Here is a 15,537-nt window from a genome sequence, read left to right on the forward strand (position 1 = left end):
TCAGTCAACGATTGAGTCGTCTGACTCAAAATAACCACCGGGAACTGGTGGTGATCAGTGGTGAGCAAAACTGGTGCATGGAAACCATAAACTCACTATTACCCGCTTTATCGAATGACCTTGGACTCTGGTTGGGCGACGATGCTCCGGACGCCATACACTCTATTCCGGCAGGCAAAGCAACACAATGGCTGGGGCGTGAACGTCAGTTTGTGGTGTTCAATGCCTGGTCCGGTTTTGATGTTGATGCGTTTGGCGCGATCAGTGGTGTGATTGAAGGTGGCGGCGTAATGCTGTTGTTGACACCGGAGCTTGATCAATGGAGTCTGCTGGAAGATCCTGAACATCGTCGTATCACCATTTACCCCGAAGCCGAAAACCGAGTTACAGGCCGTTATATAAGACGGCTGGCTCAACTGTTTGAACGGTCTGAATGTTGCAGTTTGATTCGGCAGAACAAAGATCCGGTCTGGCAAATTTTACCCGACAAAGCTAAAGAGCAGGCAACGCCTTACGTAAACGATTGTTGTCGCACAGAAGATCAGGATGTTTCGGTTGAAGCTATTCATAAAGTAGCGACGGGACATCGACGTCGCCCACTGGTGTTAACTGCTGACCGTGGGCGTGGCAAAAGTGCTGCGCTGGGTATTGCCGCTGCACAGTGTTTGAAGCATGGGTTAAGCCGTATTGTGGTCACCGGACCTTCACTGGCTGCTACCGGTCAGGTGTTTCAGCATGCCGAACTCACTTTGAATAAAAATACTATTAATAAAAACACGATTAATAAAAACACGATTAATAAAAACACGATGGACTCTCCTGTCGTCTCCAGAGGCAGGCTGGTCTGGCAGGATAAATCCATAGAGTTTCTGGCACCGGACGAGCTGGTGGCCAACCCGGTAGAATGTGATCTGATGCTGGTGGATGAAGCCGCTGCATTGCCGGTTCCTCTGTTAGAGTCATTACTCCGAAGTCAGTCGCGAATTGTTTTTTCCTCCACCATTCACGGTTATGAAGGGACGGGGCGTGGTTTTGCCATTCGTTTTCGCAACAAACTGGAGGCTATTGCGCCCCAGTGGCGAGCCTTGCATCTGAATCAGGCGATTCGTTGGGCAGAGAATGACCCGTTAGAGCAGCTGGTTTTTTCCAGTCTGTTGCTGAATGCCAGTCCTGTTGAAGATCAGGCAATGCAAAACACGACAGCAGACCAGTGTGAGTGGGTGCATTTTGACCGTAATCAGCTGATTGAAAATGAATCCATGCTGACCCAGGTGTTTGGTTTGTTGGTTCAGGCTCATTACCGCACACGTCCCTTTGATTTACGACACTTTCTGGATGGGCCAAATATAGAAGTTTATGGTCTTGTTGATCAGGGGCGTCTTGCTGGCACGATTTTGGCGGCGCGGGAAGGTGCTATAGAGCCATCATTGCAGGAGCCGATCTGGCTGGGGCAGAGAAGGGTGCGGGGTCATTTGATTCCCCAGTCTCTCAGTAATCATGCAGGTATTCCGGAAGCGATCAGCTTAAAGGGGCTGCGTATTCTTCGTGTGGCTGTTCATCCGGCAGTGCGTCGAAAAGGGTTTGGAACTGAACTCCTGAGCCGTCTGTCAAAGGATGCTCTGGATAAAGGGCTGGACTATCTGGGAACCAGCTTTGGTGCGACCGTTGACCTGTTAAGCTTCTGGCAAAATAACGACTTTTTGCCGGTACGAACCGGTTTGCTCAGAGAAGCTGCCAGCGGCTGCTATTCACTGATGATGCTGCAACCCTTGTCGGAACAGGGTAGCGCACTGGTTGCAGAAGCGCGCTCGCGTTTTTACGACAACTTTCTGCTACAACTACCAGAGTGTCTGAGTGGAATGGATAACGATCTGGTTTGCTGTCTGTTTTCAGGTTCCGAAGACTACCATTCTATCGATTTAACGGAGCGTGACTGGCAGGATATTCATTCTTTCAGTCATGGGCAGCGATTGTTTGAAAGCTGTCTGCCTGCTATTCGAAAGCTGCTTCTGAAAGGACTGGCTGACCAGAAGAGTTGCTCACAGGCGTTGTCGGGACTGGTTGTGAAAGTGCTGCAACAGCACAGCTGGAGTTCTCTGGCACAGTTTGAAAACGTAGCGGGCAAGAAGCAGGCGGTTATTCGTTTAAGGGAATATGTCGGTCAGCTGAAAGCGGTATTAAAGTAACATTGAAAACGGTGGCATCAGCCACCGTTCGTTTTAGTGGCTTCGGATCGTTTACTGGCGACTGACGGGTTTTCACTGTCGTATGTTTGGTGAATGCGATAATTGACAGAACATACGCCGTTGGGCAGAGACTTCAGAATGGCGTTCACACCGCCAGCGTTGCGCGTCCAGATGAAATCTCCCTGCTTTCTGATCTCTTCCCATTCCGGATTTTGTTGTTTGAATGTATCGCAACCTTTCGCAAAGGTCGTGTTAATAACACTGTAGGCCAGACAGCTTCGACCAAACTTGATAAAGGTGGTGTTTTTCCACACGCTGTCCTGATCCTTACCCCAGGTGGCCATCACATTAAAACTTCGGTCATTAAAATAGCCTGTTGAAGCTACCGCATTGCCAACCCGTGCCATATCGCTGAATTCGGTTTGAATGGCCGAATCACAGCGGTTAAAACCGGCGTTATGCGCCAGTGCCAGCAAGTCTGAAGCGGTTGCAGAAAGGGAAAGCGTGGAAAACAGCAAGCCGATAATACCTGTCCTTGGCATCGGTCTGTCCTCTGTCGTTTTTGTCAGCGTATCAAGTCAACCAGAAAGCTTCAATGAAGGGTATAGAAAATTCCTGTTGTGACTCCCAATGTAATCAGCATATAGTGCATAGGCTGATTCAAGACTTATGGTGCATTAGGAGTTATACAGTGGATCGTTTTACCGTATTTGGTCGTCCGGGTTGTGGTTTTTGTGTTCGTGCCAAACAGGTGCTGGAAGATCGTCAGTTACCTTTCCTTTATGTGGATATTCATGCAGAAGGCATTAGCAAGGATGATCTGGAGAAAACCGTTGGCAAACCGGTTGAAACGGTGCCGCAGATTTTCCACGGACAGAGGTACATCGGTGGTTACACCGAGCTGGAAGCTTATCTGAAAGATGAACTGGTTAGCGGCTGAAGCGATTGCGGAATCATGCCTGACCCCATCGGGGTTCAGGCATAACGATAAATACGCGACACAGGGTTGTCGCTGATTTTTACCAGCCGGGCATCGCTGCGTTGCAGACGCTCCTGGCGCGTGATCGGATCAAAAGGTTTAATGGGTTTGAAGTCTGGCAAAGGTTGCCCTTGTTCCAACTGAACGAATACCGGAATTGGGGTGTTAATCTGCCCCGGATACTCTTTTTTCGCATCGGCATCCATCTGGCGCAGTGCTTCAACAGGATCAGGCCATTTCAGGTTCGCCCGAAGGTGAGGCGCCAGCAGTCGTTTAATCACCACAATTTCTGATTTTGGTAACTGTTCCAGAAGAACGATATCACGCTCGATAGCCGCAGAAGCCATGTACTTTTTGCGCAGGTGGTCAATGGCTTCAACAGACGTCAGTCGCACAGTGCCGCTGTGGTTAGCCGCCCAGCTGAAGCTGATGCGTTTGGGAGGCTGTTGAAACAGCTTTAACTGCCGGTAGCTCTGGACAAAATGGATATGTTGAATCTGTAATCCACCCAAAACCCCGTCTCGCAGCTGATCGGAGGTTTCTTCAATGGCGGCAATATCATCGCCATAGAGCTTTCTGTATTCCCCCATGGCCAGTTTGAAGTGGTTTTTAGCGTCATTGAGCTGTTGGCCTTTAAGCAGCGTCGTTGCTGAAATACCAATGACACCGGGTAGCCGTGCAGTTTCCTGTTTATTCTGCTCTGACTGGTAGGTTAACCGGGTACTGACACTTGCGGCCAATGTCCGGTCATCCTGAGTGTCGCTGTCATCTTCCTGCATAACCCATGCAGGTAAACGGTGGTCATTAAGCACCGCATCCCGAAACTGACGGTTGATATCCACCAGTTCAATCAGGGTATCTCTGACTGCCATCCTGGCAGCGGTTTTTCTGCTCATGGCGCCAGCCTTTCAATCGTCCATTGGCTGTCACTGGTTCGGGTGTACTGAAAACGATCGTGCAGACGGTTTGGACGTCCCTGCCAGAACTCAATGGATTGTGGCACTACCCGGTATCCACCCCAGAATTCCGGCAAAGGCACTTTGCCTTTCTTGAATTTGCGTTTCATTTCATCGAGCTTTTGTTCCAGCAGCTTGCGACCGGTAATCACAGAACTCTGGTGAGACACCCAGGCACCCAGCTGACTGCCATGGGGGCGACTGGTGAAATATTTCAGGGACTCTGCTTTGGAAATTTTTTCGGCAGTGCCTTTGATGATGACTTGACGTTCCAAAGGCACCCACGGAAACATCAGTGCGACGTTCGGGTTTTCTGAAATTTCCCGGGATTTGTTACTGGAGTAATTGGTAAAGAAGACAAAGCCGGACTGGTCAAAGTATTTCAGCAGAACCGTACGCAGGCTCGGCACGCCCTCTGCAGTGGCTGTGGCGATACCCATGGCATTGGGTTCAGGCAGTTGTGCTTCCTGAGCCTGCTGGAACCAAAGGGTAAACTGTTCTACCGGGTCGGTGTTCAGGTTGTCTTTGTCCAGACCCGCTTTGGTGTAGTTTTCGCGAAGGTTGCTAATATCCATGTTCGTACTTCTGTGAGGGGTTTCAGGGGATTGTAATATAGGTATTACTGACAATAAATCCCGTGATTTTATGGGAGTATGTGAAGAGGGTATGTGGTTGTGGCCTTCTGTTTGCGTCTGTCAGGCAGTTGGGATGCCTGACGGATTCTTTAAATGGCAACGTTACATTTCGTCGTGCTCATCTTCAGGCTGCTGGTCCAAGATGGGGTGCGGGAGGTTTTCCTGCTCAGGCGCGCTTTCAAATGGGGCTTCAGCCGGTTTGTCACTTAATAAAACCGCGGACTTGCCAAGAACAGGAACACGATCTCTTTCTTTTTTACCATTCTTTAAAATATAAATACCATCAACCAGATCGTTTTCATTAATTTGACTCTCGGGCATGCTAAAGACAGCGACAGGCGTTGGTCTGTTATCATGCAGCACATAAAATAGGTTGATTTTGTTTTGATAGGCGCCTATCAGATAAAACTGGTATTTTTTGGCGCCGGTAAACATCATCAGAATCAACATACCTTCTTTATTTCGTGCCTGATGAATAGCGTTACGAATCTGTTCCTTTTCACTATTACCCTGAATAGCAAGGTTGGCAACGTTGAAATCGAAGTGTCTGACGATTCTGTTTAGTTCCGGCTCAATACTGTTGCCTGACCTGACGTTTTGATTGAAGGTTTCTGACAGTTTGCATTCTTCCATCATCATAACATTATCCTTCAACTCACTGTTTGGGTAGGATGAACCCAACAGAGAGGGGACAGGCCATGGCCCATGAAATACCAGCGGAGAAGCCCCACAGCTGTATGCCGTGTTAAAGAATGGCGTATGGTGCTTTTTGAAAGCGCCAAAAGTACCAAGGAACTGAGCGAATCGTGTTAAATACCGGGATCCGCCCTGTTGGCTCAAAGTGTCCTCAATGGCCTGATGAACCGGAATACCATATCGGAGCGCCTGTGCTTGGTTTTTCAAGGTGTTCCAGATGCCATCATGGTTGGTGGAGTAGAGCTTTTTTAACAGTGCATTGACATGAGTTCCATCGATTAAACCTAAACGGCGCAGTTCTTCAAGTTGCAGGAATTTGTTGTTTTCAATGGAGTCATTGCTTATATTTCCCAGCTGTGAAACCTGCTGTAACTCGTCGGGACTGTTTAAGTTAATAATATTATCGGCAAATACATAAGAGCCAAGTGAAAAGATAAATAAAAATTGAGTGATGTGTTTGATGACAAATCTCATAGTCATGCATTCCCGTTTAATACCAGATTCGATAATGTAGACCATGAAAACTGTTATTTGTTCATTTCATTAATAGACATTAAGAATCTATAGAAACTATTGACCTGAATAAAAAACCAGCTATACCTTCTCGTTACCATCTTTTTAACAGATGCTAGGAGCCTGACCGAGAATAGCGCCGCCCGTAGCGAGGATCGTAGAAAATTGAGGATGAAAATTCGGTTTTGAGAGGAGAATAGCAGGCTATTTGACGAACAAAAGCGGATTTTCAGACCAATTTGCTGCCACCGCATTAGGGCAGTCTGTTCCCGGACAGCCTCCTGGGACCACACGACGGCATGGATGCCGGAGCTAGAGCAACGCAGGAGCAGTTGCCGGTAGGGCAGACTATTCTCGGTCAGGCTCCCAGGTATCAGAATAAAAACCATGAAAATATGATTTCTTTTGGGCAAGTATAAATAGTGCCTGTCAGAAAACCTCTGAAAAATGGCAGTCGTTCCTGGCCGACAGAAGTTGATAACGGCTGGATTTCAGTTACCAGACGAACAAAGGATGTTTTTTGTACTGCGCTGCTCAAAATACAACCTGATTCGACTATCTACGAGCACAGTAATCTCTCATGCTTGGCATGATCAAAAGTAAACTGACGGGAGCCTGACTGAAAGGCTACTGACGATCTCTGGTCAGCAGAATTTTACCCAACCGCTTCAGGTTGCTGGCGACAACAGCCAGTGCGACATACCGCTCAAAGCATTCTATCCCTTTATCCGGGCATTTGTCGAGACCATTCGCTTCCAGTGCGTTGATATCGGATTCAACGGCTGAGTGCTTCCTTCTTGCCCGGATAAATTCCGGGTGGCATTCCCGTTTTTTGTCATTGGCTGACAGCCTGCCTTTCTTGGGAAGAACTGAATGCTCCAGAAGAACTTCCAGCTTTTCAAGATTGCCCGGACTCCAGAAGCCTTTGTCGTAGCTCACCTGGCTTAATGTCGGGAACCGCTTTTTGGCAGCCTCGGCCATAGGTACTGTAACCTGGTCGTCTGTTTGTTTTTGCATGACCTGATGATGCAAAGTAAAACCGAACTGATCCTGCAACACGCAGACCCGTAACCCCAGTTCAACCGGAGTTCCGGCTTTGCCTTTGCTGATCCATTCTGTATGAGGCTCAAAGATTGAGAACACCTTCTCATTATGGGGAATCTGCTCATGTTCTATCACCCGTCGGTAAATCAGGTTTATCTGGTGACGGCTGTGGGCTATGTGGTATTTGAGGTTTTCCAGCCTTGGCTCATCCGGTTGTTTTTTCAACAGCAAGGACAAGGTCGTTTCAGCTTTGCGGACAATTGAAAGGCTGTACTTTATGTACTCAAGGTGAGCCATTTCAATGTCGTGCTGCCGCTGCTGTTGTTTCAGTTCACAGGTTGCGCTGGAATGCTTCAGGTTTCGAGCCTTGTTGTAGCGTTTGCGATGCTGGTCTTTAAGATATTTGCTCTGACGCCAGCCCGGAAGCTGGTACTGATTGGAGAGAGCGTATGCAAACTCAATGCTTTTACGGCAAGCGTCGCTCAGAAGGCTGATATCCGTGGGGAAATGGACATCGGTTTTGACTACGAAGGAATCGGCACGGCCATGTAGCGGCTCATCTTTTTTTTAACCAGCTGGTGACCTGCATCCACCGTGACCTGGTTAATCTGATCCAGTATCTCCGGTGTGAAGAGGCTGATGTTATCCTGCAATGTTTGTATGTGGTAGGAATGGGTACAATATGGGCCGTGACCGAGCATTTTCCGTAATGTCCCATGTTCATTAGCCAACTCTTGCAAGCGGTCATAGTCACAATTAGTGACAAGGCGCAGAGTGCCGAAAACCAGAATGTTCCAGAGGTCCATACCGGGACGACCGTTGTGCCGACTGGCAGGAATCATGTTCTCAAGCACCTGAAAAACCCTGTGTCGCAGATCAGGTGTTATCCAGATATGTTGCAGCCCCCGAAGCAGACGGGGAATGTCGTCTCTGGACTTGGGATTAAACGTGATGGCGGAGATATCAACTTCGCCCAACTGCATTTGTGGGTTGATGGTTTGGCGCATAAATGTGGAAACAGCCTGTTTTGGAAAATCTTCGAGTACTATATGGGGCTACAGGCTGCTGTTTTCAAGTGTTTGTGGGTTTTCGGACAGGCACTAAATACAAAAGGTCAGAATAATGAAACGTATCGATGTGCTTCAGCGTTTGCTGATGGTTTTGGTAGCGGTAATATTTTTATTTCGTGTCACTGCAGTTAATGCTGACTGTGATTCTTCCGATTTTGAAAATTTCTGGACATCTGTTCAGAAAATGAAGTTAAGTCAATTGTTGGCAGAGCATATGGCTTTGGATGATCAGTTGGCATCGTCATTATTGGTTAATGATTTAAAAGCAGAGACTCGGGAGGCCAGGGAGTGGTTTGATGAATTTGTTTTGGAATTTCCGACATTCTGCAAACTAAAAAGTCTGGATAATAACTCTCTTAATCATGCCTTGTTTTTGGTGCTTGTTCAAAAAAGGGAAGAGCTGGAAAATGCACTGGACAGTAAAAAGCTATCGCCGGAGTATCTGGTAAGAATGTCATTTAAGGCCCCTCATTTCATTACCAACCTTATTGCCCATACTGGTGAAGTGGCTGACCATGTTTCCACCATGGAAATTGAGGACCGGTATTTACCCTACTTCGACCGGGTAGCAAAAGTGCTTGTGGCGGATTTTAAATCGGAGCCTGAAATGCAGATTCGATATTTCAGGTTATTCAGTGAATTACTTTTGATAATTGATCGTGGAATGGATGAAACGCTGGAGCTGTTTGTACGTAATATTGAACTAAGGGAAGTGGCAAGACAGAATATAACGGCTTACGGTCATTCCCACGTAGGTGGGAATCCACCACGAAAAGTGGATCCCCGCCTTCGCGGGGATGACATTGGGATGAACTTGTCTGCTACTTCCCTAACACAGGCGGTGTATAACAACACTCAACAAGAGTAAGCCTGTGGTTGTTATTCCTGCGGCGCATGAACAGGCAATGTAATTCACATAGAATACGGTCAATTCATTCTGTGCGTCTTTATAAAGGCAGAAGTCTTCAGCTTCTGCCTTACTTTGTTCAAAGATTACCTTTCCCAGTAGCTCTCTTCGAGGGAATCCTCTCGTTCAGGCAGCGCCCGTGATAGCCTTGGAGAACTTTGTGCCAGCACTTCATAACTGACCCGGTTGGCGTATTTGCACACCTGTGAAAACGATGAATACGTCAACCAGGGACGTTCATGCTTTCCGGATGTGGGCAGAACTTCCCGGTGAAAATGGTTAGCCGCAATATCATGGATAACGGCGGATAAAGCCCCGTCGCCTGCGCCGTTGGTGTTTCTTATCTTTTCCGGGCCGCCCATGTACGGGCTGATATGGGAGTAGATCTTCATGGGCTCGTCGCAGTCTGCACGACGCAGTGGACGGCTGAACTCATAACGGTTGAAATCGCTGATGCCGGCAGAACGAATCGGGTTGTCTGTTTCACGAGCCATTGATGTTTCGGTATGACCACACAGGTACAATCCTTCAGGCCCGGCGGTCAAGAGAAGCATATCAGCGAGGTCGAGAATGGCCTCACAGGCCAGCAGCGGATCGGTTTCACCGGTGAGAGCCTGCGCTTCTTCTTCATTCATTGCCACCAGTGTGACATGGTCACGGATAAACTGTTTCAGAGGCTCGCGAATTTTCTCAACCAGCATGCTGGTGCCCAGAGTCAGCACGACCGGAATGCCGTTTTCACGGGCAATCTTGGCAGCTTTTCGAGTAGCGTGATAAATCGGCAGACTGTCATCTCCCAGTGTGTAAGCGCACAGAACCAGTGCTGAACTGCCCGTGATAACGTGTTCGGGAATAAACGCCTGACTCAGATCGTTCATCGAGCCCGGGTTGATACCAAAGGTGCGCTCGCCATCCGGTGTGATCAGTGTGTAGCAGCGACCAATGGCGCCTTCCACCGGCTGCAAAAAGGTCATGTCTACCTTGCTGCTGGTATTGCACAGATAGCCATAGGCATAATCACCCACACGTATGTTCTGGCTCATGACACCAAACTGAACGGAACGGTCGTCGGCCAGAATCGAATAGTTGTGCAGGGTGTTGCCAATGGTGCCACCGGCGTACTGATTATCAATGGCACCGGATTCCTGCAGAAACTCATACAGACGATTAGCGGTATCGATATCAACCCATTGGGAGGCCGCTTTGGTCAGGCCAAAGTCAGCCAGCGCCGAGTCGTCTACGTGAGCGTAGATGTCCACCATGTTCTGATCGATGCCACAGATATAGGTATTAACATGCCCAAAAGTAGTGCTCTCACGGTCAAAGCGATTATCGGCATTGACGGGAAAATAGTGTTTGATTTTGCGACGGCCGGGAAACTTCATAACGGCGGGATAAAACAACTGTAGAGAAGAGGGCGCGGATTATTCATTAAAAATTGTACAAATTCCAGCCATTCTTGCAGAGGTGATGAAATTTCATGAATACTCGGGGGCAGGCAGCCACCTGGTGAGGTGTTTCTGGTACTATTTTCTTGTTTTATTTAGCTGATACTCGATGCTGCAGTTTTACCTAAACAAGTAACGTATTTATCTCGATTCTAAGCTGCATCTAAAAGTTTAAACTTCCGGGCGTGTGCTTTGAGTGAGTCAGTTGCCTTTTGTTCTCCCAGGTCTCTACCAGCCATATGCCTGCTCGACTCCCGCTTGGGCAAAGTATGCTCTAAGGCTAAGGCCAGAGCCTTAAGCTCGGTATCTGGATCTTCCGATTCAACCACTGATTTCACCGTAGCAAGCAAGGCTTCTGCATTGAGGCGTTCGATCAGACAGCCTGCGGGCATTCCGGCCTGTTTGTTTTTCAGTAGGACGAATTGCTCAGGGTGCAGTAACAGCATGTGTTCGCACAGCAGGCTCAGGATCACGCCGCGCTGCGATCCGTCAGCACCTTGCTGTTTGCTCAACCTGTTCCAGCCACAATGAGCTTTCCAGTCTTGAATGAAAACCTCGACCAACCACCTCAAGGTGTAAATCCTGGCTATGTCGGTATGCCGCCATGACATATCTGAAGCCACCAGATAGCGATAATCCTCTTCACCCTCATACTTCAGGGCAATAACAAAACGTCTTTTCCCATGAGCCTTAACATACAGCCGAGCAGCCAGCATCGTGACCTGCTCTTCTTTGCCACCGCGTATTATGAGTTGAGTTTCAGCGCCTTTCTGGCGCGAAAAGTAAGCTTTGAGAGTCGCTTCCGAGTGGTTTCGGTTGGATACTTTCTGATTCGAGCGCAGTTGGCTGACAACCTGGGCTCCGCCTGTTATTTCCGCAGCCTTATCCATAAAGTCTCCTGTGCCATACAGTGCATCAGCGAGAATTGCTTTGATCGTAATGTTGGGAAACGAATCAACAAATTCTTGCAGCATAACCAGCGTCAACGACTGCATGGTGGGGTAACGAACATGATCTGGCTCAGGACGGTTCGGTCGTTCTTTTTTCTGAATGCCTTGCTTCCTGAGCGCCTTGTCTTTCTTCCTCCATGCAGATAACTCAGGGTCAGGAATATAAAAGCGAAACCCTACTGGAAAGGTAGCTACTTCAGTAACGAGCACCATAAACACCAGTTCCTGCCCATTAAAATAACCACCTGTTGATTTGTCTTTTATCTTATGGGCACCGTCGATTTTTGAAGTCCTTTTAGTGCGCTTTTTTCCTGTATCGTCGATAGCAAGGGTTCCACTTTGTATTCCATAGCGTAGAAGAATATTTCTGACGCTGGCCTGTAGCAGGCTTTGCCATGCAATTTCTGCTTGATAAAACATCCAGCACAGACGGGTCGCTTTGAATCTGCCTAAGCTTCTGCGCTCAAAAGCAGCCCAGTTAATAGTTTTAGTTACCACGATTCCCATGATAAAAACGCCCAGTGCCACTTTCTGGGATCTACTCAACTGCGCAGAGGAATTGATGGACTTGAGCGAATCATTCAAAGCATCCAGAAAGGCAGTGACAACGGGTAATGGGCGAATTAGCAAGATACGACACGGTTATTAAGTTCCTATGAGATCTTACCTCCAACCTGCTGCTGTGGCTATGATGGCAAGGCTTGAATTCGGAGCTGCAGTAGTAGTCTGCTCTTATGCCACCCTGCCATTTCCTGCTCTCCCTCAAATATCAAAAACTGCAGCATCGAGTGATAGCGAGTTTGAGCCTATTTATTCATAGCAACAGCCGACAACAGTACAATAATAATTCACTAACAGGGAATCGCCTGACCATGAAAGCCTCCGATCTGTTTGGGTGAAAGTCTCATATTGACTGGTACTATAATTCCAAGTCACCTTTCTGCATGGGGAATGGGATGACATTGTCCATACCCACTTCCGTGACCTTGGCGCAGTAGGTCACCGCCAGTAACTTCCAGCCATTGTCGAACATGCCACTCTGAATTAATGACCTTGCTGTCAAAATACCTTGGCCTCCGGGATGCCGCCACCTCATTCCAGAACACTTCATTCGCTGCGTTACCAAGGTTTTACAAGTCGCCTCAATAACCCCTGAGCCTATTGGCAAGTTGTGCGACAAGTGTTCAGCATAGTTCATGCGGGTTCGATTACTTCTGAAGTACTCCAGCTCTGTTTTCAACTTCGATCGACGAGGGTGTCGTTTATGCTGGTAAGCCAGAGCTTTGATGACTTTTTCAACACCTTCGGGCTCCTCTTTGAGGATGTGGCGATAGGTGATGAACTTTTCTCTGGATTTGTTGCTGTTTTCACCATAGGACAGGTCAAACGCTTTCTTCAGGTGCTCTGCGGCATGATAGAAGTCTACAACCTCGTGACCTTCAGGGAGTTCATTGGCAAGGTAGGTCCAGTTGTCTTTTGCCCCATCAGCGACTTTAACAAGCGTCAGATCTGGCCTCTGTCGAAGAGCTTCGCTCAGGAGTGCGGAGAGTGATTGTTTCAAAGTCACTTTCTTGCTTTCAGGCATTCGACTCATCCTGACCGTTGAGAGGCGTTCACCCTGTGCATCGTAAAACGACAATGTTCCACAACTGGCCTCCTGACAGCCAGCAGGGCCACGGGTTCGCTTGCCATCGACTCTATTCTGTTCCCGCTTTTCCTGACGTTTACCATCTTTCATCGGCAACATGACGCCATCAAGAGAAGCGGCGGCAGTCACAGCTTCTTCAGGAACCTTGACGCTTTCCCAGAGAAAGGCTTCAAAGGCTTCCCTATTGGGTTCCCACTGCGCATTGAACTTTTTGGGTAGTCTGGCCAGAGAGCTTTCCGAGGGCGTCATGTTCCCTATCAGATCAAGTAGGCTTTTAGCCTCTCCGGGAGGCATTTGCGCAACCATCCAGACAGCTTGTTTAGCTGCTTTTGGTGTCCAATACCCCTCTACAATACCTGCCTGTAGCTCCAAAGGGATGATAGAGTGATCCTTACCGTTACGATAGAGCGTACGCAAAACCCGGACAGGGCCGACAGCGGATTGATAAGTTTCTGAAGATCGCAACACCCGATGGTAACAGACACCGCTTACCTCAATCGCAGGAACGTCAATATCAAGCCCGGTCAGGTCTTCTGCCAGAACGCTTTGCTCTGCTTCGATAAAGAGTTTATGGATCTCACCTTCATAGTCTTCAAAGTGCTTGATTGGGCTGTGTTCCTGACGAAGAACGGCCAGTTTTTGCTCAAGCTGTTGGATAGCATGACAAGAAAAATTGGCGGCTTCAGCTAGTGGCTGACATACTTGCATCGGGGCGGCCTTTCACTGTTGCGGTATCTTTTACAGTAACGATCATAGCGGTGTTTGGCCGTTCCTATGTAAGTCCAGAGAAAATTTGTAGCTGCTGTATAAACCACGGACGGCAAGCCCAGAAAAAATGGTCAGTATGAGACTTTCACCCATCTGTTTGTTCAGTGCCTGGAAGAAGAAGGCGTGGAGTACATCTTCGGTGTACCCGGTGAAGAAAACGCCGATTTTGTGATGTCTCTGAATCAGTCCGACAAAATCCGGTTCATCCTTACCCGACATGAGCAGGGTGCCGCCTTTATGGCCGAGGTCTATGGCCGTCTGACCGGACATACGGCAGGCTGTCTGGGAACTCTCGGCCCCGGTGCGACCAATCTGCTGACCGGTGTTGGTGATGGCAACATGGACCTTGCTCCGATGCTGGTGCTGGCCGGGCAGGGTTCCTCCAAACGGTTGCACAAGGAATCCCATCAGATAATGGACGCGGTCAGTATGTTCCGGCCGGTCACCAAGTGGGCGGAGACCATACGACATCCCGATAATATTCCGGAAATGATTCGTAAGGCCGTCAGGCTGGCACGTTCGGAAAAGCCCGGTGCGGTCTTTCTGGAACTCTGTGAAGACATTGCCAGCCTGGACACCGACGCCAAACCTTTGTCGGTTCGACGTTACCCCCGCCCGATGCCGGAAGCAGAAAGCCTTGAACAAGCCTGTGAGATGATTCGAAATGCACGGCGTCCGGTCATCATTGCCGGCAATGGTGTGATTCGTATGAAGGCTTCAGACAGCCTGCGTCGTCTGGCTGATCTCACCGGTATTGGTGTTATCAGTACCTTTATGGCGAAAGGCTGTGTGGATGTGGATGCGGATTACTGTCTTTACACTATTGGTCTGGGACGGAAAGATCTGGTTGCCTGTGCGGTGGATGCTGCGGATCTGGTGATTACCCTGGGCTATGATCTTGTGGAATATCACCCTCATCTCTGGAATCCTGCCGGTGACAAGCCGGTGTTACACCTTGACTCGACACCGGCAGAAATCGATGCCTGCTATCATCCTGAACTGGAACTGATTGGTGACATCGGACATTCACTGGATGCCATTGCCGACAATCTGTCCAAAGGTTCGCTGCCATCTTTCGACCTGCAACCCCAACAGGCGGTTCGACGGGATATGACCGCTGATCTGGAAATGCATAAAGACGACGATACCGAAGGGTTCATTCGCCCCCAGAAAGCCTTGTGGGATGTGCGGCAGGCGTTGCCTGCTGACGGACTTGTGTTGTCTGATGTGGGGGCACATAAAATGTGGATTGCCCGCCATTATCATTGTCATCAGCCAAATACCTGCCTGGTGCCCAATGGTTTCTGCTCCATGGGCTTTGCTTTGCCGGGGGCGATTGCTGCCAGCCTGATTGAACCTCAGCGACAGGTGCTGGCCATCTGTGGTGACGGTGGCTTTATGATGAATGTGCAGGAAATGGAAACCGCCCGACGCTACGATTGCAACCTGACCGTGATGGTCTGGGAAGACAAAGAGTACGGGTTGATTGCCTGGAAGCAGACCGACCATTTTGGTGACCATACACCGCTCAGCTTTAATAACCCGGACTGGATGAAACTGGCTGAAAGCTTTGGCTGGCAGGGACACAGCGTGGCGAACAGTCGCGACCTTCAGCAAACGTTAACGACAGCAATGAATGAAGAAGGCCCCAGTCTGGTGGTGATTCCCATTGATTACCGGGAAAACCAGATTCTCAGTAATCGGCTGGGCGAGATAGCCTGTCCGATTTAAGATCGC

General features: G+C 48.8%; 12 protein-coding genes. 4 read left to right on the forward strand and 8 right to left on the reverse strand.

Annotated features, from left to right (window positions below):
- The first annotated feature begins 11 nt into the window (after window positions 1–11).
- On the forward strand, window positions 12–2,186 hold the full coding sequence (locus tag EZMO1_RS11770) for a tRNA(Met) cytidine acetyltransferase TmcA (protein ID WP_034873348.1): 2,175 nt from the start codon (window positions 12–14) through the stop codon (window positions 2,184–2,186).
- 17 nt (window positions 2,187–2,203) lie between these two features.
- On the opposite strand, the gene EZMO1_RS11775 is transcribed toward EZMO1_RS11770, so the two are convergent.
- Entirely contained in the window at window positions 2,204–2,728 is a 525-nt protein-coding gene (locus tag EZMO1_RS11775) for a hypothetical protein (RefSeq protein ID WP_034873349.1), read from the reverse strand.
- Window positions 2,729–2,877: 149 nt separating this feature from the next.
- Between EZMO1_RS11775 and EZMO1_RS11780 the strand changes: the two genes are divergently transcribed.
- On the forward strand, window positions 2,878–3,126 hold the full coding sequence (locus EZMO1_RS11780) for a GrxA family glutaredoxin (RefSeq protein ID WP_034873350.1): 249 nt from the start codon (window positions 2,878–2,880) through the stop codon (window positions 3,124–3,126).
- Window positions 3,127–3,161: 35 nt separating this feature from the next.
- Here the strand turns inward: EZMO1_RS11780 and EZMO1_RS11785 are convergent, their stop codons facing one another.
- From EZMO1_RS11785 to EZMO1_RS25525, 4 genes are all read right to left on the reverse strand, one after another.
- The gene (locus EZMO1_RS11785; RefSeq protein WP_034873351.1) at window positions 3,162–4,061 is read right to left on the reverse strand and encodes a DNA replication terminus site-binding protein; all 900 of its coding nucleotides are present in this window, start codon (window positions 4,059–4,061) and stop codon (window positions 3,162–3,164) included.
- On the reverse strand, window positions 4,058–4,696 hold the full coding sequence (gene pdxH, locus EZMO1_RS11790) for a pyridoxamine 5'-phosphate oxidase (protein ID WP_034873352.1): 639 nt from the start codon (window positions 4,694–4,696) through the stop codon (window positions 4,058–4,060). The genes EZMO1_RS11785 and pdxH overlap by 4 nt, the downstream gene beginning before the upstream one ends.
- Before the next feature lie 162 nt (window positions 4,697–4,858).
- Entirely contained in the window at window positions 4,859–5,971 is a 1,113-nt protein-coding gene (locus EZMO1_RS11795) for a hypothetical protein (RefSeq protein ID WP_034873353.1), read from the reverse strand.
- 621 nt (window positions 5,972–6,592) lie between these two features.
- A protein-coding gene (locus tag EZMO1_RS25525) for an ISNCY family transposase (RefSeq protein WP_244886739.1) occupies window positions 6,593–8,016 on the reverse strand; the annotation gives its coding sequence in 2 pieces (ribosomal slippage) (window positions 6,593–7,572 and window positions 7,572–8,016; 1,425 coding nt in all).
- Between the two features lie 115 nt (window positions 8,017–8,131).
- Between EZMO1_RS25525 and EZMO1_RS11815 the strand changes: the two genes are divergently transcribed.
- Window positions 8,132–8,947: a hypothetical protein gene (locus tag EZMO1_RS11815; RefSeq protein WP_034873356.1), complete on the forward strand. Its 816-nt coding sequence runs from the start codon at window positions 8,132–8,134 to the stop codon at window positions 8,945–8,947.
- A 125-nt stretch (window positions 8,948–9,072) separates the two neighbouring features.
- Here EZMO1_RS11815 and EZMO1_RS11820 read toward each other — a convergent pair whose 3' ends face one another.
- The 3 genes from EZMO1_RS11820 to EZMO1_RS11830 all read right to left on the reverse strand — a co-directional run bounded on the left by EZMO1_RS11820 (window position 9,073) and on the right by EZMO1_RS11830 (window position 13,740).
- The gene (locus EZMO1_RS11820) at window positions 9,073–10,371 is read right to left on the reverse strand and encodes an inosine/guanosine kinase (RefSeq protein WP_034873357.1); all 1,299 of its coding nucleotides are present in this window, start codon (window positions 10,369–10,371) and stop codon (window positions 9,073–9,075) included.
- 215 nt (window positions 10,372–10,586) lie between these two features.
- Complete coding sequence (locus EZMO1_RS11825; protein ID WP_145912468.1) at window positions 10,587–12,014, reverse strand: transposase; 1,428 nt, start codon at window positions 12,012–12,014, stop codon at window positions 10,587–10,589.
- Window positions 12,015–12,303: 289 nt separating this feature from the next.
- On the reverse strand, window positions 12,304–13,740 hold the full coding sequence (locus EZMO1_RS11830; protein ID WP_061509468.1) for a hypothetical protein: 1,437 nt from the start codon (window positions 13,738–13,740) through the stop codon (window positions 12,304–12,306).
- Between the two features lie 183 nt (window positions 13,741–13,923).
- Here EZMO1_RS11830 and EZMO1_RS11835 point away from each other — a divergent pair, with 183 nt between their 5' ends.
- Entirely contained in the window at window positions 13,924–15,531 is a 1,608-nt protein-coding gene (locus EZMO1_RS11835; RefSeq protein ID WP_201772144.1) for an acetolactate synthase large subunit, read from the forward strand.
- Window positions 15,532–15,537 lie beyond the last annotated feature (6 nt).

It is taken from the genome of Endozoicomonas montiporae CL-33, from assembly GCF_001583435.1.
Taxonomy (GTDB): domain Bacteria; phylum Pseudomonadota; class Gammaproteobacteria; order Pseudomonadales; family Endozoicomonadaceae; genus Endozoicomonas_A; species Endozoicomonas_A montiporae.